Origin of the sequence: Nocardioides zeicaulis, assembly GCF_042432345.1 — a bacterium.
Classification (GTDB): Bacteria; Actinomycetota; Actinomycetes; order Propionibacteriales; family Nocardioidaceae; genus Nocardioides; species Nocardioides zeicaulis.
Genome location: NZ_JBHLXH010000001.1, coordinates 2,803,933 through 2,826,496, shown reverse-complemented (window position 1 = coordinate 2,826,496; position 22,564 = coordinate 2,803,933). Strand labels below are relative to the sequence as shown.

22 protein-coding genes, 1 pseudogene and 1 riboswitch are annotated in these 22,564 nt (G+C 72.0%); of the genes and pseudogenes, 5 read left to right on the top strand and 18 right to left on the bottom strand.

Annotated features, from left to right (window positions below):
- Positions 1-3 precede the first annotated feature (3 nt).
- The 8 genes from ACFFJG_RS13845 to ACFFJG_RS13810 all read right to left on the bottom strand — a co-directional run bounded on the left by ACFFJG_RS13845 (position 4) and on the right by ACFFJG_RS13810 (position 9,634).
- The gene (locus ACFFJG_RS13845) at positions 4-1,212 is read right to left on the bottom strand and encodes an ABC transporter substrate-binding protein (protein ID WP_378519306.1); all 1,209 of its coding nucleotides are present in this window, start codon (positions 1,210-1,212) and stop codon (positions 4-6) included.
- A complete protein-coding gene (locus tag ACFFJG_RS13840) occupies positions 1,209-2,252 on the bottom strand; it encodes an ABC transporter ATP-binding protein (protein WP_378519305.1) in 1,044 nt (347 codons plus the stop codon). The genes ACFFJG_RS13845 and ACFFJG_RS13840 overlap by 4 nt, the downstream gene beginning before the upstream one ends.
- Before the next feature lie 148 nt (positions 2,253-2,400).
- On the bottom strand, positions 2,401-4,029 hold the full coding sequence (gene groL / locus ACFFJG_RS13835; RefSeq protein ID WP_378519304.1) for a chaperonin GroEL: 1,629 nt from the start codon (positions 4,027-4,029) through the stop codon (positions 2,401-2,403).
- A 246-nt stretch (positions 4,030-4,275) separates the two neighbouring features.
- Positions 4,276-6,150, bottom strand: coding sequence for a pilus assembly protein TadG-related protein (locus tag ACFFJG_RS13830; protein WP_378519303.1), 1,875 nt, complete (start codon positions 6,148-6,150; stop codon positions 4,276-4,278).
- Positions 6,151-6,161: 11 nt separating this feature from the next.
- Positions 6,162-6,836: a TadE family protein gene (locus ACFFJG_RS13825; RefSeq protein WP_378519302.1), complete on the bottom strand. Its 675-nt coding sequence runs from the start codon at positions 6,834-6,836 to the stop codon at positions 6,162-6,164.
- Positions 6,837-7,017: 181 nt separating this feature from the next.
- The gene (locus tag ACFFJG_RS13820; RefSeq protein WP_378519301.1) at positions 7,018-7,875 is read right to left on the bottom strand and encodes an ATP-grasp domain-containing protein; all 858 of its coding nucleotides are present in this window, start codon (positions 7,873-7,875) and stop codon (positions 7,018-7,020) included.
- Positions 7,876-7,882: 7 nt separating this feature from the next.
- On the bottom strand, positions 7,883-8,749 hold the full coding sequence (locus tag ACFFJG_RS13815; RefSeq protein WP_378519300.1) for a hypothetical protein: 867 nt from the start codon (positions 8,747-8,749) through the stop codon (positions 7,883-7,885).
- 9 nt (positions 8,750-8,758) lie between these two features.
- On the bottom strand, positions 8,759-9,634 hold the full coding sequence (locus tag ACFFJG_RS13810) for an SGNH/GDSL hydrolase family protein (RefSeq protein WP_378519299.1): 876 nt from the start codon (positions 9,632-9,634) through the stop codon (positions 8,759-8,761).
- 124 nt (positions 9,635-9,758) lie between these two features.
- On the opposite strand from ACFFJG_RS13810, the gene ACFFJG_RS13805 reads away from it, so the two are divergent.
- The 3 genes and pseudogenes from ACFFJG_RS13805 to ACFFJG_RS13795 all read left to right on the top strand — a co-directional run bounded on the left by ACFFJG_RS13805 (position 9,759) and on the right by ACFFJG_RS13795 (position 11,469).
- A complete protein-coding gene (locus ACFFJG_RS13805) occupies positions 9,759-10,985 on the top strand; it encodes a DUF2157 domain-containing protein (RefSeq protein WP_378519298.1) in 1,227 nt (408 codons plus the stop codon).
- Positions 10,982-11,140, top strand: a pseudogene (locus ACFFJG_RS13800) (GDYXXLXY domain-containing protein); the annotation flags it as partial. The gene ACFFJG_RS13805 and the pseudogene ACFFJG_RS13800, both read left to right, overlap by 4 nt.
- A gap of 47 nt (positions 11,141-11,187) precedes the next feature.
- Positions 11,188-11,469 carry a GDYXXLXY domain-containing protein gene (locus ACFFJG_RS13795; RefSeq protein ID WP_378519500.1) on the top strand — a complete coding sequence of 94 codons (282 nt, stop codon included), beginning with the start codon at positions 11,188-11,190 and terminating at the stop codon, positions 11,467-11,469.
- A gap of 10 nt (positions 11,470-11,479) precedes the next feature.
- On the opposite strand, the gene ACFFJG_RS13790 is transcribed toward ACFFJG_RS13795, so the two are convergent.
- From ACFFJG_RS13790 to napA, 6 genes are all read right to left on the bottom strand, one after another.
- Positions 11,480-11,971, bottom strand: a complete 492-nt coding sequence (locus ACFFJG_RS13790) for a DUF6174 domain-containing protein (protein ID WP_378519297.1) — start codon at positions 11,969-11,971, stop codon at positions 11,480-11,482.
- Between the two features lie 51 nt (positions 11,972-12,022).
- Positions 12,023-12,298: a MoaD/ThiS family protein gene (locus ACFFJG_RS13785; RefSeq protein ID WP_378519296.1), complete on the bottom strand. Its 276-nt coding sequence runs from the start codon at positions 12,296-12,298 to the stop codon at positions 12,023-12,025.
- Between the two features lie 17 nt (positions 12,299-12,315).
- Positions 12,316-13,587, bottom strand: coding sequence for a threonine synthase (gene thrC / locus ACFFJG_RS13780; protein WP_378519295.1), 1,272 nt, complete (start codon positions 13,585-13,587; stop codon positions 12,316-12,318).
- A gap of 11 nt (positions 13,588-13,598) precedes the next feature.
- A riboswitch (SAM riboswitch) is annotated at positions 13,599-13,737 on the bottom strand.
- A 184-nt stretch (positions 13,738-13,921) separates the two neighbouring features.
- Positions 13,922-14,746 carry a trehalose-phosphatase gene (gene otsB / locus ACFFJG_RS13775; protein WP_378519294.1) on the bottom strand — a complete coding sequence of 275 codons (825 nt, stop codon included), beginning with the start codon at positions 14,744-14,746 and terminating at the stop codon, positions 13,922-13,924.
- Positions 14,747-14,814: 68 nt separating this feature from the next.
- Positions 14,815-15,402, bottom strand: coding sequence for a LytR C-terminal domain-containing protein (locus tag ACFFJG_RS13770; protein WP_378519293.1), 588 nt, complete (start codon positions 15,400-15,402; stop codon positions 14,815-14,817).
- Positions 15,403-15,441: 39 nt separating this feature from the next.
- Positions 15,442-15,735, bottom strand: coding sequence for a nucleoid-associated protein NapA (gene napA, locus ACFFJG_RS13765; protein WP_378519292.1), 294 nt, complete (start codon positions 15,733-15,735; stop codon positions 15,442-15,444).
- Positions 15,736-15,907: 172 nt separating this feature from the next.
- Between napA and ACFFJG_RS13760 the strand changes: the two genes are divergently transcribed.
- On the top strand, positions 15,908-17,350 hold the full coding sequence (locus ACFFJG_RS13760; protein WP_378519291.1) for an alpha,alpha-trehalose-phosphate synthase (UDP-forming): 1,443 nt from the start codon (positions 15,908-15,910) through the stop codon (positions 17,348-17,350).
- 37 nt (positions 17,351-17,387) lie between these two features.
- Here ACFFJG_RS13760 and ACFFJG_RS13755 read toward each other — a convergent pair whose 3' ends face one another.
- The 4 genes from ACFFJG_RS13755 to ACFFJG_RS13740 form a co-directional block, all read right to left on the bottom strand.
- Complete coding sequence (locus ACFFJG_RS13755) at positions 17,388-18,953, bottom strand: glutamate synthase-related protein (protein ID WP_378519290.1); 1,566 nt, start codon at positions 18,951-18,953, stop codon at positions 17,388-17,390.
- 38 nt (positions 18,954-18,991) lie between these two features.
- Positions 18,992-19,714, bottom strand: a complete 723-nt coding sequence (locus ACFFJG_RS13750) for an anti-sigma factor (protein ID WP_378519289.1) — start codon at positions 19,712-19,714, stop codon at positions 18,992-18,994.
- Entirely contained in the window at positions 19,701-20,339 is a 639-nt protein-coding gene (locus ACFFJG_RS13745; protein WP_378519288.1) for an RNA polymerase sigma factor, read from the bottom strand. The genes ACFFJG_RS13750 and ACFFJG_RS13745 overlap by 14 nt, the downstream gene beginning before the upstream one ends.
- Before the next feature lie 95 nt (positions 20,340-20,434).
- Entirely contained in the window at positions 20,435-21,088 is a 654-nt protein-coding gene (locus tag ACFFJG_RS13740; protein ID WP_378519287.1) for a fasciclin domain-containing protein, read from the bottom strand.
- Between the two features lie 95 nt (positions 21,089-21,183).
- Here ACFFJG_RS13740 and ACFFJG_RS13735 point away from each other — a divergent pair, with 95 nt between their 5' ends.
- Positions 21,184-22,548 (top strand): alpha/beta fold hydrolase, encoded by a 1,365-nt coding sequence (locus ACFFJG_RS13735; RefSeq protein ID WP_378519286.1) that lies wholly within the window; start codon positions 21,184-21,186, stop codon positions 22,546-22,548.
- The last annotated feature ends 16 nt before the right edge of the window (positions 22,549-22,564 follow it).

Here is a 22,564-nt window from a genome sequence, read left to right as displayed (position 1 = left end):
GCCTCAGCCCTTGATCTCGGTCCAGGCCTGCGTCCAGTCCTGGTACGTCGTGCACGTCACGTCGGTGCGACCGTCGAGGCACTGCTCGATCGGCGTCGTCCAGTAGTGGATCTGCTCGGCGTAGGACTCGTCGCCCGCGTGGTAGGTGTCGCAGAAGCCCTTGGCAGCGAGGTCGCACGCCTTCTCGTTGGCCGGCGCCTCACCGAACCACTGCGCGACAGCGGCGTTGGCCTCCGGGCTGATGATGTGGTCCATCCAGGCGTAGGCGCAGTTGGGGTGCTCGCTCTTCGACGACACCATCCAGGTGTCCGACCAGCCGGTGGCGCCCTCCTCGGGCAGCACCGCCTCGACGGGCGCCTTCTCGTCCTTCGCCAGGTTCGCGATGACCTGCCAGGTCGTGCCGACCACGGAGTCACCGGTCTTGAAGGCCTGGATCTCCTTGAGGTAGTCCGACCAGTACTCCCCGACGTCCTCGCGCTGCTTCTTCAGCAGGTCGACCGCCGCGGCGAGCTGGTCCTCGTCGAGCGCGTAGGGGTCCTCGATGCCCAGGTCGGGCTGCGTCTTGGCGAGGTAGAGCGCCGCGTCGGCGATGTAGATCGGCGAGTCGTAGGCGGTGACCTTGCCGGCGTAGGAGGACGCGTCGTCGAAGACCGCGCTCCAGCTGGTCGGCGCCGGGCTGACCACGTCGGTGTTGTACATCAGCAGGTTGGCGCCGTAGCCGTGCGGGATGCCGTACATCTGGCCGTCGACGGAGTTCCAGTCGCGGTCCTTGAGGAAGGACCACACGTCGGCGTAGTTGGGGATGAGGTCGGTGTTGACCGGCGCCACGTCGCCGCCGGCGATGAGCCGCAGGGACGCGTCGCCGGACGCGGAGACCACGTCGTACTGGCCGGACTTCATCAGGTTCACCGCCTCGTCGGAGGTGCCGAAGTACTTCACCTCGACCTGGCAGCCGGTCTCCTTCTCGAACGGCGTCACCCAGTCCACGCTCTTGTCCGTCGAGCCGTCCTCGGCGTAGCCGGGCCACGCCAGCACGGTGAGGCTGCCCTCGTTGTCGCCGAGCTCCTGGGTCATCGGGACGTCGGGGGCGGTGAAGCCGCCCTGGGACTCCGACCCGGTGGCGCCGCCGCCCCCGTCGCCCGACGACGTCCCGCACCCGCCGAGCGCGAGGGCGAGCACGCCCGCCGTCGCGATCATGGCTGTCCGCTTCATGGCTTCTCCTTCTCCGTGGGGTGGTCCGAGAGGTCGATGACGTGCTCGTCGGCCCACCCGACCGTGACGGTCTCGCCGCGGCGGGCCATCGCCTGGTCGGTGGTGCCGTGGAGGTTCTGCCGCAGGACGGTCACGGTCGGTCCGGCGTCGAGGGCGACGAGGTAGTGGTTGACCGAGCCGAGGTAGACCACGTCGCTCACCGTGCCCCGGGCGGTGCGCTGACCGGGTGCGGCGTCGGGGTCGAGGTGGATCTTCTCGGGGCGGATGCTGAAGCTGCCCGTCCGACCGAGCAGGGCCCGCGCGGCGTCGCCGTCGAGGAGGTTCGAGGTGCCGACGAACCCGGCGACGAAGGGGGTGGCCGGCCGCTCGTAGAGCTCGGCGGGCGTGGCGACCTGCTCGATGCGTCCGTCGCTGAAGACGGCGATGCGGTCGCTCATCGTCAGCGCCTCCTCCTGGTCGTGGGTGACGAAGACGAACGTCACCCCGACCTCGCGCTGGATCTGCTTGAGCTCGAGCTGCATCGCCCGGCGCAGCTTGAGGTCGAGCGCGCCGAGCGGCTCGTCGAGCAGGAGCACCTGCGGCCGGTTGACCAGTGCTCGCGCGAGCGCGACGCGCTGGCGCTGACCGCCGGAGAGCTGGGTGGGTCGCCGTGCCGCGAGCGGGCCGAGCTGCACCGACTCCAGCGCCGCCATCGCCCGCTCGCGCCGCTCGGCCCGCAGCACCTTCTTGACCCGCAGGCCGTACTCGACGTTGGTGAGCACGTCCATGTGCGGGAAGAGGGCGTAGTCCTGGAAGACGGTGTTGACGTCGCGGGCGAACGGCGGCCGGTCGGTGACGTCAGTCCCGCCGAGGTGGACGCGGCCGGAGGTGGGCTGCTCGAAGCCGGCGACCATGCGGAGCACCGTGGTCTTGCCCGAGCCGCTCGGCCCGAGCATCGAGAAGAACTCACCCTGCTCGATCCGCAGGTCGACGTGGTCGACCGCCGTGACCGGCCCGAAGGACTTGCTCAGGCCGACCAGCTCGACTGCGGCGTCGCTCATGCAGGATCCTCCGGTCGGTACGACGGAAAAGCGTTGCAGGCACACAGTAGGGCTTGGAAACCGCAGGCGGAACGACCCACGCATCACGAAATGGCAGCAGGGCCCCCGCCGAAGCGGAGGCCCTGCCGGTGGAGCTGAGGGGGACGGATCAGAAGTCCATGCCGCCCATGCCGCCCATGTCGCCGCCGGGCATGGCCGGCGCCTTCTCGGGCTTGTCGGCCACGACGGCCTCGGTGGTGAGGAACAGCGCGGCGATCGACGCGGCGTTCTGCAGCGCCGAGCGGGTGACCTTGGCCGGGTCGATGATGCCCTCGGCGATCATGTCGACGTAGTCACCGGTGGCCGCGTCGAGGCCGTGACCGGCCTCGAGGTTCGCGACCTTCTCCGCCACGACGCCGCCCTCGAGGCCGGCGTTGATGGCGATCTGCTTGAGCGGGGCCGAGGTGGCGACGCGGACGATGTTCGCGCCGGTGGCCTCGTCGCCGGTCAGGTCGAGCTTGTCGAACGCGGTGGCAGCCGCCTGGACGAGCGCCACGCCGCCGCCGGCGACGATGCCCTCCTCGACCGCAGCCTTGGCGTTGCGGACGGCGTCCTCGATGCGGTGCTTGCGCTCCTTGAGCTCGACCTCGGTGGCCGCGCCGACCTTGATGACGGCCACGCCGCCGGCCAGCTTGGCGAGGCGCTCCTGCAGCTTCTCGCGGTCGTAGTCGGAGTCCGACTTGTCGATCTCGGCGCGGATCTGGTTGACCCGGCCCTCGATCTGGCCCTGGTCGCCGGCACCCTCGACGATGGTGGTCTCGTCCTTGGTGATGACGACCTTGCGGGCCTGACCGAGCAGCTCGAGGCCGGCGGTGTCGAGCTTGAGGCCGACCTCCTCGGAGATGACCTGGCCACCGGTGAGGATGGCGATGTCCTGGAGCATGGCCTTGCGGCGGTCACCGAAGCCCGGGGCCTTGACGGCCACGGAGCGGAAGGTGCCCTTGATCTTGTTGACCACCAGGGTCGACAGCGCCTCGCCGTCGACGTCCTCGGCGATGATCAGCAGCGGCTTGCCGGACTGCATGACCTTCTCCAGCAGCGGCAGCAGGTCCTTGACCGTCGACACCTTGGAGTTGGCGATGAGGATGTAGGGGTCCTCCAGCACGGCCTCCATGCGCTCGAGGTCGGTGGCGAAGTAGGCGGAGATGTAGCCCTTGTCGAACCGCATGCCCTCGGTCAGCTCGAGGTCCAGCCCGAAGGTGTTGGACTCCTCGACGGTGATGACGCCTTCCTTGCCGACCTTGTCCATCGCCTCGGCGATGATCTCGCCGACGGTGGTGTCAGCGGCGGAGATCGACGCGGTGGACGCGATCTGCTCCTTGGTCTCGACGTCCTTCGCCATGGCGAGCAGCTGCTCGGACACGGCGGCGACGGCGGCCTCGATGCCGCGCTTGAGACCCATGGGGTTCGCGCCGGCCGCGACGTTGCGCAGACCCTCGCGGACCATGGCCTGGGCCAGGACGGTGGCCGTCGTCGTGCCGTCACCGGCGACGTCGTCGGTCTTCTTGGCGACCTCCTTGACCAGCTCGGCGCCGATCTTCTCGTAGGGGTCCTCCAGCTCGATCTCCTTGGCGATCGAGACACCGTCGTTGGTGATCGTGGGGGCGCCCCACTTCTTCTCCAGGACGACGTTGCGGCCCTTCGGGCCGAGGGTGACCTTGACCGCGTCGGCGAGGGTGTTCATACCCCGCTCGAGGCCGCGGCGGGCCTCCTCGTTGAAAGCAATCAGCTTCGGCATAACTCTTCGCGATTCCTATCGACGTGAGTCTGGTGTGGTGACCCCGGGAGGGCTGCCCGCGACGGACGACCGGCTCCACCGGCGATCCATTCCCACCGGCGTCCCCGACCTCAGCGTCACCCGGGTCGTTGTCACTCTCCAGTCGAGAGTGCCAACCTCATGTTTAGCACTCGACCCCCGAGAGTGCAAACGCCGCCCCGGGGTCCGGGACGGCGTCTGGCAGGGGTCGAGCGGGCGTGGCAGGACCTACTCGATGAGGCGGACGGGCTCGCCCACGATGCGCGCGGTCCACGTCGTGGCGTCGGTGACGGTGGCGCCCGGGAAGTTGACCCCGACCCGGAACCAGCACCCGCCTGCACTGGTGACCTGGCAGGTGTACGTGTTCGGGATCGGGACCCGCACGACCTGGAGCTTTCCGTTGTTCGTCGCCGACGTCACGTTGTTGACCTTGCAGTTGCTCAGGGCACCTGTCGTGGGACCGGTCGCCTGGCACCCCGCGATCGTCGTCATCGCCGTGGTGCCCAGCTTGGCGTCGCCAGGCGGCAGGACCTGCACGCTGCCGGCCGTGGTGCCGGTGGCCTCGCCGACGTCGTAGTAGGTGATCACGAGGGTCTTGTTGGCTGCCGCGGGCACCACGCGGACGAGGTTGAACTGGGTGCTGGCGGAGTCGGCGTTGGCGAAGATGCGCATCTTCTCCCACGGCGACACCGAGATCGCGCCGGCGGCGGCACCGGTCACGGCGCGGATGGCGAACTGGTTGGTGCCGTTGCCGAGCACCGCGGTGTTGTCACCCGCCTGGTTGTAGACCGCGGCGTTGCCTGCGACGGCACCGGTCGCGTCGAGGGTGTACGACGCGGGCAGAGCCACGTTGCTGCGCACCTGGAGGTAGTAGTCACCGGCCTGCGTCGGGGTGAAGGTGCAGAGGTTGACCCACTGGTGGAAGACCCTGGCGAGCTCGGGCTTGTAGTCGTTGTTGTCGCCGGAGTTGCGCAGGTTGCGCTCGCGCATCCCGCCGGTCCAGTCGTAGTGGTTGCCCTGGCCGTCGTTGTGGTTGTACTGGCCAGCGACCGTGTTCGAGTAGCCGGGCCACTGCTTGGTGCACTGGGACGGGTTCAGCGCCGGGGCGCTGTAGGGGTCGAGGTTGTCGACCGGGCTGCGCAGGGTGAACGAGGTGATGGTCGGCACCTCGCTGCCGAAGCGCCTGCCCGCGTTGTCGGAGTCACCGGTGCAGAACATGTTGGACGCGACGTTGTCGTTGTCGTAGCGCACGTTGGCGTCGGAGGTGGCCAGCGGGTACTTGTTGTTGTCGCCGGAGGCGATGTTGCTGTTGGCGTAGTAGTGCTGGTCGGTCATGGCGACCGGTCCGGCCGAGCAGTCGGCGGCGGTCTCGACGTAGGCCGGGTCGTAGACCTGCAGGTTCACCGACTGACCCACGCCCGAGGGGGCGACCCGGACCAGGTACACGAACCCGCGCGGGTCGAACTCCTTGTTGGTCGACCCGTTGCAGCCGTCCTCGGTGCCACCGCACTTGCGGGCGTCGAACTCCGAGCCCTGGTCCTTCCAGGTCTCGGGACCGGTGATCGCGCCCCAGAACTGCGGGCTGGAGCAGTTCGCGTAGGTGGGCACCTTCGTCTGTGACGTCTGGGGTCCCTGCTGGGCAGACCCGGCGGGCTCGTTGGCGAAGCTGTTGCACGGGCTGCCCATCGGGGCCGGGCCGTTGAAGTCCGCGAGGGCCGAGCGCGACATCGTCGAGGTGGGCACGCCGAAGGCCTTGGCGAAGGAGTTGCGCACCGTCGACGACACGGTCACCCGCAGCTGGGTGGGCTTGTCGCCGACCGAGACCTGCACCGCGGAGGTGCCCGAGTTCGGGAACCCGTTGTCCTCCGCGACCTCGATCGCGCGGGCACGCGCGGCGTTGAAGTCGTCGGGCATGTAGGTCACCCCGGCGGTCGCGGCGGCGTCGGCGCCCGCCTGCACCCGCTCGAGCTCGACGTAGAGCCGGGCGATGTCGACCGCGGCCGCGCCGAGCGGCAGCGCGATGAAGGCGAAGAACATCGCCACGATGACGGCGGTGGCGCCGACCTCGTCGCGCTTGCGACGGGAGATCCGGGGGATTCGCATGCCAGGTCCGATCAGTTGTGCGCGTTGGGCGTGCCGGGCTTGCAGCGGTCCTGCTCGAGCGGCTCGAACTTCATCACCGTGCGCTCGGTCATCACCTTGTTGCCGCCCATCAGCCCGCTGACGAGGCCGGTCATCCAGTTGTGGTTGGCGCGGAGCGCGACGCCGACGGCGTCCGTCTCGTTGAGGCAGGCGTTGACCGAGGCAGAGGCCCACGAGCCGCTCGCGTAGCGGAAGCGGCCCGTGCCGTTGGCCGTGACCACGCCGGGGTCCCAGACGTAGACGACGCAGTTGGCGACGCCGCCGCACGAGGAGGGGATGCTGGTGGCGGAGCCGGGGTAGCCGTTGGCGTTGGCCTTGTAGATCATCACCCACTGGATGTCCTGGCTGTTCATCGCCATGCCGGCCGTCTGCATGGTGTCCGCCGCCGCCTGGGCGAAGGCGGGCACGGAGGCCGGCGAGCACGGCGGCGGCGAGGCGCTGGCCTCGCAGGTGCCGGGGCCGGCGTCGGCGGCTGCCGAGGCCGAGCGCGCGCCTGCGCGCACGCTGCTGCTCATCGAGATGTAGTCCTTCATGTAGAGCCCGAGCTCCACGGTGCCGAGCAGGAACGTGAGGAGGATGGGCACCGTGAGCGCGAACTCGACGGCGACCGCTCCACGGTCGTCGCGCCGCCTGATGAAGAACCTCACCTGTTCACTCCCTCGTTGCCCCGACTACGGGCGTACCTCTCGCCCTCCGCCCAGTGTCGGTGCGGGAGGGCGCACCGCGCCCGATCTTGGGGAACGCTAGTGACAGCCGACCAAGGATGCCTCAGCAGATGAGCCAGACTTAATAGCCCGAAATGACCATGTGCGGCGCGCCAGGACGGCACTAGAAGAGGCGCGTGGTGACCAGGTCGGCGAAGGGAGCGGCGTTGGCGGGCGACACCCCGAGGTAGAGGCCCGGCTCGATCAGCTCGAGCTCGCTGACCACCCAGTGGTCCTCCCACCGGAGCAGGTCGACGCGCAGGTAGTCCATCGGCCGGCCGAAGCGGGCGGCCATCGCGTCGGCCGCACGGAGCACGAGGTCGCCGACGTCACCGAGCTCGACGGCGCGCACGGTGCCCCCGAACTCCTCGTTGACGCGCACGTCCTCCTCCCCCGGTCGCTTGTCGAAGCGCTGGGTCACGGCGCCGCCGATGACGTAGACGGAGGACTCGCCGTGGGTGCGGACCGAGTCGACGAGGGGCTGCACGACCCAGGGGCCGCCGACCTCGGGGTAGTCGGGGTGGCTGCGCACGGGGCGGCCCAGCCGCGGGTCGTCGGGGTCGGTCACCACGACCAGTCCCGCTCCGCCGGCACCCACGCGCGGCTTCACGACCGCCGTGCCGAGGCGTCGTACGGCGTCGGCGAGCGCGTCGCGGTCGTCGGCGAGCAGCGTCGGGACGACGGGCAGGTCGCCGAGCTCGGTGAGGTAGCGCTTGTCGTGGTTCCAGGCGAACACGTCGGCGCCGTTGAGCAGGCGGGACTGGTCGAGGCGGGCGGTCCAGGCGAGGAACTCGTCGTGGCGGGTGACGTAGTCCCACGTCGAGCGCAGGGCGACGAGGTCGGCGGCGTCCCAGTCGACCTCCGGGTCGTCCCAGCGTGCCCACGCCGCCTCGACGCCGCGCTCGGCGAGGGCGGCGTCGAGCAGGGCGGCTCCGGACTCGCCGTCCGGGTAGTCACCGCTCGTGGCGAGCAGGACGGTCATCGCGTCCTCAGCCCTCGCTGGAGTCGTCGGCCGGGATCTCACTGGCGCCGTAGAGCTCGTGGGCGACGGCGTCGCGGTTGGTGCCCTCGCGGTTGTCGCCCTTCTCGATGATCACGAGGTTGTGGTAGCAGTGCACGGACCGCACCCACTGGTCGGTGTAGGTCGGCTCGTAGCCCTCGACGAGGAACTCCTCGTGGTTGAGGCCGTCGACGAGGTCCTTGACCAGGTCCATCGAGGTGCCGGGTGCGCGCGGGTCGAGCTGCCCGCCCCAGGCGGGCCAGTAGGAGGTCTGGATGTCCTCGATGCAGTAGATCGCGCCGTCGGGCAGCAGCGGGAACAGGATCCGGAACGACTCGCGCACGTGGGCGGGGATGTGGCTGCCGTCGTCGATCACGACCAGCGGGGCACCCTGCTCCTCGATGATGCGGTGCAGCACCTCGGGGTCGGTCTGGTCGCCGAGGTAGGCGTGGATGTGGCCCTTGGTGAGCCACGTCTTGTCCTCGATGTCGAGGCCGACGATGCGTGCCTTGGGGAAGAACCAGCGCCACATCTTCATCGACGCCCCGCTGCGGCGACGCTTCTTGTAGCCGCCGATGCCGAGCTCGAGGAGGGTGAAGGACTCACCGCGCAGGTGCTGGAGGTGGCGCTCGTAGTGGGGGGTGTAGCGGTGCACGCCCCACTTGTCGGTGCGGAACTCGATCGCGAGCTCGGTCAGGTTGCTCGCCAGCAGCCGCCGGCGACGCTCCGCCTTGGGGTCGGGGGTGCGGCCGGCGACCGGCTCGGCCGGCCCCGGCTCGGGCGACGACACCTGCAGGCCGGCCTTGCGGGCAGCCTTCTTCACGACCTCGCCGGCCCGTCGAGCAGTGGTGCGCACCCGCAGACCCTAGCCTGACGCACCCACGGCCGGTGCGTGGTGCCCGAACGGCACTTCCTGCACCACCCCGAGCGCCGCGAGGACGGACGGCAGCACCGCAGCGGCGGTGCGCTTGTAGCCCTGCGCGCTCGGGTGGAACCGGTCGAGGCTGAACATCTCGTCCGGGTTGGCGACGAAGAACGGGCCCACGACGTGGGCCAGCGAGACCACCCGCGCGCCGTGCTCCAGGGCGACCACGCGCTGGGCCTCGGCGAGCTGCCGGGACGCGCGCGAGCCGAGCGCGCGCAGGGGCTGCGGCACCGGCCGCAGCGCCCCGAGGTCGGGGCAGGTGCCCACGACGACCTCCGCGCCGCGCGCCCGGAGCGCGTCGACCGCCTCGGCGAGGTGCCGCACCGAGTCCGCCACGGGCACCCGGTGCGTCACGTCGTTGCCGCCCACGACGACGACCGCGACGTGGGGGCGGTACGACGGCGGCAGGGCGTCGAGCTGGCCGGCCAGCGCGCTGCTCTCGGAGCCCACGACGGCCGCCGTGCGCAGCCGCACCGAGCGCTTCGTCCGCTTGGCCAGGCCGCGCGCGAGCCGGCCGCCGAGCGTGTGCTTCGCCTTCTCCGCACCCAGCCCCGCGGCGATCGAGTCGCCGAGGACGAGGAGGTCGATCGGGTCGCCGTAGGACCTGCGCCAGTGCCGGTCGCCGGGCGGCGCCTCCTCCCCCAGCGGCTTGCCGATGGCACGCCGGGCCTGGGCGGCCTGGCGGCGCAGCACCCGCCCGGTGGCGTACGCCGTCGCCGCGGCCGTGCCGCCCACCAGCGCGGTGACGGCCACCGCCACCGGCACCCGGCCCTCCGCAGCCGCTCGTGCGGGACCGGGCGCGTCGTGATCGTCCACGGGGCAGTTCAACCACCGGCCGCTGAACGGGCGGTCAACCCTGCGCGACGACCGTCCGTACGGCACCCCACAGTTGGGTCCGAGTACTCAGGCCGCGACGCCCGCGCCGCGCCACGCTGGCGTCATGGACACCTCCCTCGACCCCGCTCCGGACACCGACCGTCCCGTGCCACCCCGACAGCTCGCGTGGTTGCGGGGCGAGCTCGCCGACTGGACCGCGGAGGGCCTCGTCTCCGACGAGCAGGCCGCGCGCATCTCCACCCGCTACCGCGACGAGGCGCACCGCACGCTCGCCGGCCGCATGCTGCTCCTCCTGGGCGGCGGCTTCATCGGCGTCGGGATCCTGTGGCTGGTCGCCGCCAACCTCGACCAGCTCTCCCCCGGCGCCCGCTTCGGCGCCGTCGCCGTCCTCTGGCTGGGCCTGCTGGTCGGCAGCGAGGTGCGCGCCGCCCGCGGTTCGAGCCGGGCGCTCGTCGGGGCGCTGCGGCTGCTCGCAGCACTCGCCTTCGGCGCCCTCCTGCTCCAGGCGGCCCAGTCGCTCCAGGTGCCGGCGTTCGAGCCCCGCCTGCTCGGCCTGTGGTCTGTGGGCGCGCTGCTCCACGGCTACCTGGCCCGCGCCCACCTGCCCTTCGCCGTCGGCGTCGCGACCGGCGTGGCCTGGTGGTTCGCGCAGCCGCTGTGGGAGCAGCCCTCGGGCCTGGCCGTCGTGGTCCTGCTCGGCGCGGGCGCCGTCCTCGCGGCCTCGCTGGCGGTGCTGCACACCGGACGCCTCGGCACCTTCGCCCGGACCTGGCGCACCGTCGGGGTCGGGATGGCCCTCGCAGCCGTGTTCCTGGCGGCGGTCCCCGACCTCGGGTCCAACGACCTCGTGTGGAACCCGTGGCTCGTGGTCGCGCTGGGCGCCGCAGCGGCGGGTCTGGTGGGCGCGCTCGCCGTCCACCGCGCCGCACGTCCCGTCCTCGAGCCGGTCGGGGCCGTCGGCGTCCTCGCCGTCGCGGCCGGCCTCGCGCTCTGGCACACCGGCAGCGACACCGCGTCGGTCGACACCGCCGACTGGCTGCACGCCGCCGTCTCGGTCGCGGTCTACGTCGTGCTCGCCGTCGCCCTGGTGGTGCTCGGCACCGTCCGCGACCACGCCCCCACCACCTGGATGGCGATGGGCGGGCTGGTGGTCTTCACGACCTTCCAGGCCTTCGCGGTGTTCGCCCCGATCGTCACAGGTGCCTGGTTGTTCGTGGTGCTCGGCAGCGTCTTCCTCGGCACCGGGTTCCTGTTCGACCGGGCCCGACGCGAGGTGGCCCAGGCACTCGACACCGACAGCGACACCGACGCCCGAGGAGCCACCCGATGAGGCGCACCGTCACCACCGTCGTGGTCGCCCTGGCGCAGCTCGCCCTCGTCGGCACGGCCGTCGCCCCGCAGCTCTCCGCGCGCCTGACCGGCGACACCTACGACCTGCGGGTGGCGCTGGTCGACCCGATCGACCCCCTGCGGGGCGCGTACGTCGCCCTCGACTACCCCGACCTGCGTCACGGCGCGACGCCCCGGGCGTCATCGGGCCGCTCGACGACGGACGATCCGGCGACCTCTTCGTCACCCTGCGTCGCGACGGCGAGGTGTGGGTCGGCGACCGGTGGACGCGCGAGCGGCCCGACGACGGCCCCTACCTGTCCTGCGACGACCGCAGCTGGGAGGTGCGGTGCGGGGTCGACACCTGGTTCCTGCCGCAGGACCGGGCCGCGGCGGCCGAGCGGCTGCTGCGCGACGGAGCGGTGGCCGAGGTGCGCATCGACGACCGCGGCCACGCCGCGGTGGTCGGCGTGCACGCTCCCTGACGACTCCCGGTCAGCCGAGCCGACGGACCGAGACGGTGTAGTAGCTCTCGTCGTCGGCCACCAGCTGGCTGGGGTCGACGGCGACACGGGTGGGCACGCCCTGGCGGCTCCACTCGACGTCCACGGAGTCCGACTCCGGCAGGGCCCGGCTGACCAGCTCGTACACCTCGTCGACCGACCAGCCACGGCCGGGCGGGAGGACGCGCTCACCGCGGGTGACGCGGACGGTGCGGTCGCCGCGGACCACCGTCCGCACGGCCTCGCTCGGCACGCAGAAGCAGCTCAGCCGGACGCTGATGACGTAGTCGTCGACGTCCCTGGCCTCCCAGTCCTGCCAGGCGGCCAGCACGTCGGGATCCTCGTCGGCGGCCGGCACGAACGGGCGTACGGGCCGCGGGTCCGCTGCGGCGTGCGCCGACGGGGCTGCCGCGGCGACCAGGACGGCAGGCAGGACGGCGAGCAGGGCGGGAGCGAGGGTGCGCCGGAGCGTCGAGGGGATCATGCCGCTCTGACGCCGCGGCAGGCCCCTCCGGTTCCCGCGACCCGCCGCCGCTCAGCCGCCGGCGACCGCGGGGATCACCGAGACCTGGACGCCGTCCGGGGTCGGGGTCTGCAGGTCCTCGAGGAAGCGCACGTCGTCGTTGCCGACGTAGACGTTGACGAACCGGCGCAGCGCGCCGGCCTCGTCGAGGATGCGACCCTTGATGCCGGAGTAGTTGCTGTCGAGGTCGTCGAGGACCGCGGCGAGGGTCTCGCCCTCGGCGCTCACCTCGGACTCGCCGCCGGTGTAGGTGCGCAGGATGGTGGGGATGCGGACCGAGACGCTCATGTCTGCCGATCTTCCTCTCAGAGGACGCCGGACGCCACGAAGGCGTCGTAGCTGGGGGCGATGGTTGCGGCGGCGGAGACCCGGTCGGAGACCGCGTCGAGGGTCTTGAGGCCGTGGCCGGTGTTGATCACGACGGTCTCCAGCGAGGTGTCGAGCTGGCCGGTCTCGACGAGCTTCTTCAGCACGCCGACGGTGGTGCCGCCGGCGGTCTCGGTGAAGATGCCCTCGGTGCGGGCCAGCAGCACGATCGCGTCACGCACCTCGTCGTCGGTGATGTCCTCCACCGCACCGCCGCTGCGCCGGCACACGTCGAGGACGTAGATGCCGTCCGCGGGGTTGCCGATCGCCAGGCTCTTGGCGATGGTGTCGGGCTTGACGGGCCGGATCGCGTCGGTGCCGGCCTTGTAGGCGACCGAGACCGGCGAGCAGCCGGTGGCCTGGGCACCGAACACCTTGTAGGGCTTGTCCTCGACCAGGCCGAGAGCGATCAGCTCGCGGAACGCCTTGTCGACCTTGGTGAGCTGGGAGCCGGACGCCACCGGGATGACGATCTGGTCGGGCAGCCGCCAGCCGAGCTGCTCGGCGATCTCGTAGCCCAGGGTCTTGGAGCCCTCGGCGTAGAAGGGCCGCACGTTGACGTTGACGAACGCCCAGCCCTCCTCCTCGCCCGCGATCTCGGAGGCGAGCTTGTTGACGTCGTCGTAGTTGCCGTCGACGGCGACCAGCCGGTCGGTGTAGACCGCGCTGTTGACCTGCTTGGGCGTCTCGAGGTTGCTCGGGATGAAGACGACGGTGGTGATCCCGGCACGGGCACCGGCCGCGGCGACGGCGTTGGCGAGGTTGCCCGTCGAGGGGCAGGCGAAGACCTTGGCGTCGAGCTCGCGGGCGGCGCTCAGCGCGCAGGCGACCACGCGGTCCTTGAAGGAGTTCGTGGGGTTGGTCGAGTCGTCCTTGACCCAGAGCTTCTCGAGGCCGAGCTCGCGGGCCAGGTTCTTCGCCTCGAGGAGCCGGGTGAAGCCGGGCTCGGTGTTGGGGCTCTGCTCGATGTCGGACGGCACCGGGAGCAGCGCCTTGTAGCGCCAGATGTTGCGCGGTCCGGCGGCGATCTCCTCGCGGGTCACCGTCGGGAAGTCGTAGGCGACCTCGAGCGGTCCGAAGCACTCCGGACAGGCGTACGACGGGCCGAGCGCGACCTCGTGCCCGCACTCGCGACAGGCCAGGGCGCGGGCGTTGCCGAAGGCACCCTCGCGCAGGGTGTGGGTGGTGTTCTCGTCCAGCAGGGTGCTCATGGAAGTCCTCCTCCTCATCTGTCCCGGCGACGATCGCGCGGGTCGGATTTGGCACCTGCTCCCATGTCTGCCGGACGGGGTCCGGCAGGAGGCTCATGGGCGGTTGCCGGGACTTCGTCGGGCCGTTCCCTCAGTCCCTCGTGATGAGCGAGGTCAACAGTAGATCCGTGTCTCACGATGTGCACACGAAGTCCGCGATGCGAGATGAAGCGTGCGGCCCCGCCGGCGTCGTCGGCGAGGCGTCTGAGGACGTGGCGGGACGCAGGAGGCCGTCCGGGGTCCCAGAGCGTCCTCAGATGACCAACGGGGCAGGCGCGGCAGCCCCGGGCGTGGGTCAGCGGGCGAGGCGGGTGAGCAGGTCGACGACGCCGGGGGGCCCGTCGACGACGACGTCGGCGAGCTCGACGAGGTCGGGCTGCTCGGTGGAGGCGGAGCAGACCACGAGGCCGGGCAGCCCGTCGGCGCGGAGGTCGCGGACGGCCTCGAAGGCCTCGACGTCACCGAGGTCGTCGCCGCCGAAGACCACGCCGGTGGCCTCCTGCTCGGCCACGAACGTGCGGACCGCGCGCCCCTTGTGCATGTCGCCCGAGCGCACCTCGATCACGTTGCGGCCCGGCTCCACGCTGAGGTGGTGGCGCTCGGCGAGCGCGGTGATCGGGTCGACGAGGCGGGCGAAGGCGCCGGCGGGGTCGTCCAGGCGGCGGGTGTGGACCGCGACGGCGAGGCCCTTCTCCTCGATGTAGGCCTCGGGCACGCCGGCCTTGCGCAGTGCCGAGGGCAGCTCGCGCTCGAAGGTCGCCAGCCCGGCGGGCGGACGGGGCGAGCGGATCCGCTGCTCGGTGGCCGACCAGCGCTCGTTGCCGTACTGACCGAAGACGAACAGCTCGGCGCCGCGGTCGAGCATCGCGTCGCCGAGGGCGTCGAGGTCACCCATGGCGATGGCCTGGCGGGCCGGCCGCCCGGTGATCACCGCGACCGCGCGCACCGCCTCGGCGAGCTCGAGCAGCGCCCCGGGCGCGCCCGGGTGCAGCCGCGCCGACTCGGGGTCGTCGACCACCGGGGAGAGGGTGCCGTCGAAGTCGAGGCCCACCACCACGCCGGCGAGGACCTCGCGCACGGCGTCGTAGTGGGTGCGTGCGGCCTCGGAGGTGAACTCCATGGGTCAAGCCAACCAGACCCGGCCGCGCGGTGCCGCACCGTCCCGGGTCGGGGTCACCCCCCAGGGGGTTAGCGGGGCGCGTCGGTGGTGAGGATGACGGTGAGCCGGTCGCGCTTCATCACGCCGACGGCCGGCATGGTGCGACTGATGCCCAGGTCGAGGGCCAGCTGCTCGCCGGCGGCCTTGAGCCGCGGCGGGAAGTAGACGGTGGTGGTCGGGATGTTGCCGACCCAGTTGTCCTCGCCCACGACCGACCAGCCGACGTCGGTGGCCCGTGCGGCGATGTCGGCGGCGAGCCCGGTGATGCCGGAGTTGTTGAACACCTCGACGTAGACCTCACCGCGCTTGACCTGCGGCTCGGGCTTCGGCTCGGGCTTCTCGACCGGCGTCGGCGTGGGCTCCTCGCTCGCGGTCTGCTCGGCGCTGGCGATGGTCGCGGTGTCGACGCGGCGCTCGGTGGGGGCCTGGTCACGGGTGGCGACGAAGGTGATCGAGGCCATCGCGACGGCGAGCACCGAGAGCATCACCAGGGGCGAGGGGAAGGCGACCCCGCGCTCGTCACGCACGCGACGGGCGGGCGCGGTGGCAGAGGTGCGGGTGGAAGGGCGGGTGGACGTGCGGGTGGAGGTGCGGCCCGGGCTGGGGAAGGAGGCCATGGGGAAGGAACCGATCCGTGAGGGGTGGACGGGTGGGCGTCAGACGTCGAAGCCGAGGCGGCGCGCCGAGCGCTGCCGCTGGCGCGAGGCGCGCAGGCGGCGCAGCCGGCGCACGAGGAGCGGGTCGGCCTCGAGCGCCTCGGGACGGTCGATCAGCGCGTTGAGGACCTGGTAGTAGCGGGTGGAGGACATGTCGAACTTCTCGCGGACGGCCTGTTCCTTGGCGCCCGCGTACTTCCACCAGTGGCGCTCGAACTCGAGGATCTCGCGGTCGCGCTGGCTCAGCCCGGCAGCAGCCTCCTGCTCGGCTGCGATGTGCTTCGCGGCGTCCATCAACCACTCCTTGTCGACCCCACGTCCACCGGGAGCAGGTGGACTGGACCCGAGTCTAGGCGACGAACGACAACGATGTCATTCGCCTCCGGCGAGTCGTCTGGACAAAACCCACGGGCGGCCACCGTCGCGGGTGGTCTGCCCCACCTCCGCCCTCGGTAGGGTCGGGCGGGTGAGTGCTACCCCCCAGGCCGATCTCGTCATCGTGGCCAACCGGCTGCCCGTGGACCGCGTGACGGCGCCCGACGGCTCCGTGTCGTGGCGCACCTCCCCCGGCGGCCTGGTCACCGCGCTCGAGCCGGTGCTCCGGGCCAACGACGGCGCCTGGATCGGCTGGCCTGGCTCGGCCGACGAGGAGGACGTGGAGCCGTTCGTCGAGGACGGCCTGCAGCTGGTGCCGGTGTCGCTGAGCGCGCAGGAGGTCGAGGAGTTCTACGAGGGCTTCTCCAACGGCACCTTGTGGCCGCTCTACCACGACGTCATCGCCAAGCCGGAGTTCCACCGGGAGTGGTGGGACAGCTACGTCGCGGTCAACGAGCGGTTCGCCGACCGCGCCGCCGAGGTGGCCGCCCAGGGCGCCACGGTGTGGGTGCAGGACTACCAGCTCCAGCTCGTGCCGCAGATGCTGCGCGAGCGGCGCCCCGACCTGCGGATCGGCTTCTACCTCCACATCCCGTTCCCGCCCGCGGAGCTGTTCTCCCAGCTGCCGTGGCGCCGCCAGATCCTCGAGGGGCTGCTCGGCGCCGACCTGATCGGGTTCCAGCTTCCCGGAGCGGCAGCCAACTTCGTGCGGCTGGTGCGCAGCCGCGTCGGGCACAAGACCCACCGCGACACCATCTACCTGCCCGACGGCCGCCCGGTGAAGGCGACGGCGTTCCCGATCTCGATCGACACCGCGGGCTTCGAGGAGCTCGCCCGCTCCGAGGGGGTGGTGGCGCGCGCCGCGGAGATCCGCGAGGCGCTCGGCAACCCCCGCACGGTCTTCCTCGGCGTCGACCGCCTCGACTACACCAAGGGCATCCACTCCCGGCTGCGCGCGTACGGCGAGCTCGTGCGCGACGGCAGGCTCGACGTCGAGGACGCCGTCTTCGTGCAGGTCGCCACCCCGTCGCGCGAGCGGGTCGAGCAGTACCGCATCCTCCGCGACGAGATCGAGCTGCTCGTGGGACGGGTCAACGGCGACCACGGCCGCATCGGGCGCCCGGCGATCTCCTACCTCCACGCCTCGCACCCGCGCGAGGAGATGGCCGCGCTCTACCGTGCGGCCGACGTCATGGTCGTCACCCCCTTCCGCGACGGCATGAACCTCGTCGCGAAGGAGTACGTCGCGTGCCGCGTCGAGGGCGACGGTGCGCTCGTGCTCTCGGAGTTCGCCGGCGCCGCCGCCGAGCTGCGGCAGGCCTGGCTGGTCAACCCCTACGACATCGACGGGATCAAGGCCGCACTGCTCGACGCCGCCGCTGCCGACGCCAAGGAGCGCACCCGCCGGATGCGGGCGATGCGCAAGACCGTGGTGCAGCACGACGTGGCGCGGTGGGCCCGCGACTTCCTCAGCGAGTTCAACGGCCTGCCGGACCACCACGACAAGACCGTCCGCCGCTCCCGCGCCCACTGAGCCCGGCCCGCCCGGCCCAGCCTGGCTCGACCGGGCCTCAGGCCGGCTCCTCGTCGGCCGCCCGGTGGGTCGCGTCCTGGGCGACCATGATCGCCTCGATCTCCTCTACCAGGCGCGGCGCGAGCCGCGGCCACGACGGGTCGTAGCCGTAGACCTCGGCGAGCCCCTCCGCGGTGCGGGTGCCGTCGAGGAGGTCGACGTCGCCGGGGCCGATGAGGCCGGGGTGCACGACGCCGACGGCCTCGGAGACCTTGAGCAGGTCGCGCCGCAGGGAGCGGACGTAGTTGGCCACGCGCTCGCTCTTGAGCGTCACGTCGAGCCCGCGGGTGTAGCGCGGGTCCTGCGTCGCCACCCCGACCGGGCAGTGGTCGGTGTGGCACTTCTGGGCCTGGATGCAGCCGAGCGCCATCATCGCCTCGCGACCGACGTTGACCATGTCGACGCCGAGCGCGAAGGCGACCACGGCGTTCTCGGGGATGCCGAGCTTGCCGGCACCGATGAAGACCACGTCGTCGGCGAGGCCGGCCTGCACGAAGCGGCGGTGCACCTCGGCGAACCCGACGCGGAAGGGGTAGGCGACCGAGTCGGCGAAGATCATCGGCGCCGCGCCCGTGCCGCCCTCGCCGCCGTCGACGTTGACGAAGTCGACGCCGCGCCCGCCCCGTGCCATGGCCTCGGTGAGCTCGTCCCACACGGCCAGGTTGCCGACGGCCGACTTGATGCCGACCGGGAGCCCGGTGGCGTCGGCGACCTGCTCGACGAAGTCGAGCATCGAGTCGACGTCGTGGAAGGCGGTGTGGCGGCTCGGCGAGGCGCAGTCCACGCCCTCGGGGATGCCGCGGATCTCGGCGATCTCCCGGCTCACCTTCGGCCCGGGCAGCATCCCGCCGAGGCCGGGCTTGGCGCCCTGGCTGAGCTTGACCTCGATGGCGCGTACCGGCGCGGACTGCACGACGTCGACCAGCCGCGCGAGGTCGAAGCGTCCCCGGTCGTCGCGGCAGCCGAAGTAGGACGTGCCGATCTGGAAGACGATGTCGCCGCCGTGCCGGTGGTGCGGGGCGAGCGCACCCTCGCCGGTGTTCTGCAGGCAGCCGGCCGCGAGGGCACCCTTGTTGAGCGCCTCGACCGCCTTGCCCGACAGCGACCCGAAGCTCATCCCCGAGATGTTGACCACCGACCCCGGCCGGAAGGCGTGGCGGCGGCCGCGGGCGGCGCCCATCACCTTCGCGCAGGGCAGCCGGATCTCCTCCTGCGCGTGCGGCATCACCGCCGCGCCCGGACCGGTGAAGGTGCGGTGCTTGATGATCGGGTAGCCCTCGCCTCGCTCGACGTCGTTGTCGGTGCCGAAGCCGAAGTAGTTGTTCTCCAGCTTGGAGCTGGCGTAGACCCAGCTGCGCTGGTCGCGGCTGAAGGGCCGCTCCTCGTCGTTGCCGGTCACGATGTACTGCCGCAGCTCGGGACCGATCCGCTCCACCAGGAACCGCCCGTGGCCGACCACCGGGAAGTTGCGCAGGATCGCGTGACGGGTCTGCACGAGGTCGTGCACCGCCGTCGCCGCTGCTGCCGCCGCCGTGCCGCCCAGGATCGCGTACCGCCACCTCATGGGTCGTTCCTAGACCCCGCGGGGCCCGATGTCGAGCGTCAGGCGAGCTGCCCGCGTGCCAGGCTCACCCCGGAGTGTGTGGGGTCGCCGTCGTCGGGCTCGACGGAGATGTCGAGGATCCGGTAGCCCTCGTCGAGCAGCCGGCGCGGCACGTCGAACGTGCCGTCGTCGCCGTGGGCCAGGAAGCCGAGGGCGACCATCCGCTTGCCGTCGACGTTGATCAGCCACACCTCGTGGTAGCCGGGCTCGCCGCCGAGCTGACGCGCCCGCACCGACACCGAGACCACCTCGGGCGAGGCGTCGAACGCCTCCACGTCGCCGCGCGGCGCGTCGCTGTCGAGCGACGTGAGGGCCGCGCTGGCCACCACGGTCGGGGTCGGGGCGGGGCGGGGGGCGGCCACCGGGTCGTCGGCGGTCCAGCGGCCGACGGCCAGGCCGGCGACCAGCCCGACCACCGCGGCGGCGGTGGCCAGCCACAGCGGCACGGCACCGCGGCGCCGGAACGGGACGACGGAGCGGTCGGGCACCTCCGGGTGCGTGGCGCCGCCGGGGCTGGCGAGGGCCTCGGCGAGCACGCGCTCGCGCAGCCCGGCCGGCGGGGCGACGAGGGGCTCGGCGCCGGCGGAGCGGCGTACGTCGGTGAGCGCGAGGAGAGCGGCGGAGCAGTCGGGGCACTCGGCCACGTGGGCGCGGACCTGGTCGGCGACCGCGTCGGGGTCGAGGACGAGGTCGGCCAGGGAGTCGGGGTCAGCGTGGACCATGGCGCACCTCCTCGAGGACGCGGTGGAGCTGGGCGAGGCCGCGGCGCAGGTGGCTCTTCACGGTGCCGAGGGGGAGGCCCGTGGTCGCGGCGATGTCGGAGTGGGGCTGGTCGCCCCAGAAGGCCAGCAGCAGGACGGTGCGTCGCGGCTCGTCCATCTCGTCGACGAGCTGGCGCACCACCAGCCGGTCGGCGAGGGCGGCGTCGTCCGCGGCGACCGCGTCGTCGGGAGTGGTGACCGCCGCGACCGCGTGCACCTTGCGGGCGTCGCGGGCGCGCGCCGCGCGGGCGTCGGCCACCTTGTGGCGCGCGATGCCCAGCAGCCACGCCGGGAACGTCGAGGGGCTCGGCGTCAGGGTGGCGCGGCTGCGCCACGCGGCGACGAAGACCTGCTGCGTGACGTCCTCGGCGTCGTGGGTGTCGCCGAGGGAGCGGAGCGCGTAGGTGTGGACCAGGGCGGACCACCGGTCGAAGACCCGGCCGAGGGCGAGCTCGTCACCGTCGCGGAAGCGCAGCGCGAGCCCCTCGACCGACTCCTCCTCGGGCGTCTCCTCGAAGACCGTTGCTCCGACCACGCGCCCACCGTAGCGGGGGCCCGACCGGGCGGGGAGCCTGACGACGGTCATCGCCGATCCTCCCTCCCGGTCCGGGCCTCGCTGGTGCTGCAGAGGTGCGCGGTGTGGTGCGGCCCGGGGTCCGCGACGGGACCCCGGGCTGGGCCTCACAGGTCGAACGGGCGCAGCACGCGGTCGATGCCGTGCGCGATCTGCTTGTTGCCCTTGTTGAGGTCGAGCGCCTTGAGGATGGCCTGCGGGTCCTCGGCGTTCTTGTCGCGGTCCTTGAGGGTGACCGAGACGGGGTGCATCGTGACCTTGACCTTGATCTTGGCGCCCTCGGCGGTGGTGAGCTTGGCACCGTTGGCCTTGAGCACCTTGGCGCTCGTGAGGGTCTTGCCCGGGATCACGTGGTAGAGCAGGACCTGCTCGATGGCGTCGACGCCGGCGGCCGCGACGAGGGTGTCGAAGATCTTCTTCTCGCTGCGGATCTTCTTGCCGGTGAGGTCCTGGGCGAGCTTGCGGAAGGCCTCGTCGGTGGGGGCGAAGACCGTGAGCCGCTTCGAGCCGTCGGTGACCAGCGCGACCGGCGAGTCCGGCTTGGCCGTGACCACGGCGAGCGCGGCCTGGGTGAGGATGTCGAAGTCGTTCTTGTTCTTGTCGAACTCGTCGTTGTCCGACAGCAGCAGCCCGGCCAGGCTGTCCTCGCCGGCGGCGGCCCTCTGGGTGGCGGGCGCGGCGTTGGCGGCGGGCGCGGTGGCCTGCACGGCACCGAGCGCGAGAGCGGAGGCCGCGAGCAGGGCAGGTACGCGTCGCTTCATGGGGGGTCCTTCCGTCGGGGGCGCCGTTCGCGCCCGTCACCACCTTCTCGGCCGGAGCCGTGCCTGCGGATGCACCTGCCCGTAGATTTCTTTCCATGGACCTCATCCCGACGCCCGACCAGGTGGTCTCGGCCGCGGGCAACGTGGCGCACTCGCTGCTCTACGGCGGCCTCGCCGACCTGCGTCCGATGCCCCGGACGCTGATCGACGACGGCGAGCTGCGCGAGGTCTACCACTACCGCCCGCTGCGCGACGTCGCGCAGACCGGCGACCCCGTCCTGCTCGTGACGCCGCTGGCCGCGCCGTCGCTCTGCTACGACCTGCGGCGCGGCTGCTCGCTCGTCGAGCACCTCGTCGAGCTCGGCCGGCCGACCTACCTGGTGGAGTACGGCCAGGTGTCGTTCCGCAACCGGGCCCTCGGGATGGAGCACTGGGTCGACGAGGTGCTGCCCGAGGCCATCCGCGCCGTGCACGAGCACGCCGGCGGGCGCCCGGTCCACCTGGTCGGCTGGAGCCTGGGCGGCATCTTCGCGCTGCTCGTCGCCGCCGACCGCCAGGACCTCCCGATCGCGTCGTTGACCGTCGTCGGCTCCCCCGTCGACGTGACCAAGGTGCCGCTGGTCGCGCCGGTGCGCCCGCTGCTCAACCTCACCCAGGGCCGCGGCGCCGTCACCCGGGCCTACCGCGCCCTCGGGGGTGTGCCGATCCCGCTGGTCAACTGGGCGTTCACGGCCGCGTCGGCGCAGAAGGTCGTCACCAAGCCGCTGGCGGTGCTGACGCACCTCGACGACACCGACTACCTGGCCCAGATGCAGGCGGTCACCCGGTTCATGCAGAGCATGACGGCCTACCCCGGCCGCACCTTCGGCCAGCTCTACCACCGCTTCGTGAAGGGCAACGCGCTCGCGAGCGGCCGGATGGAGGTGGGCGCGCGCACCGTCGACCTCGCCGACGTGGACGTCCCGGTGCTGGTGTTCGCCGGCAACACCGACGGGATCGCCCCGCTGCCCGCCGTACGACCGGTGCTGCCGCTGCTGAGCGGCGCGCCGGAGGTCCAGTTCGAGGTGGTGCCCGGCGGCCACCTCGGGATGCTCACCGGCCGGGCCGCCCGCGCCACTACGTGGACCGCGATCGACGCCTGGGTGGAGCGCTGGTCGGGTTCGGCGCCCGCACCCGAGGCCCCGGCGAAGAAGGCGGCGGCGAAGAAGGCAGCCACCAAGAAGTCGGCGAGGAAGGCCCCCACCCCGAAGGCCCCGACGAGGACGCCGGCCGTCACGGAGACCGTCGCGTCCACGCCGTCCGCCAAGCTGCCCGCCAAGAAGGCGCCGGCGAAGAAGGCACCGGTGAGGAAGGCCACCGCGAAGACGGCACCGGCGAAGAAGGCGTCCGCCGCCACGATCGGGTCCAACCCGTCGCGCCGCTACGGCTCGGGCGGGTCGCGGGCGCTGGGTCAGCGCTGATCCGCCCCGCCGCGCC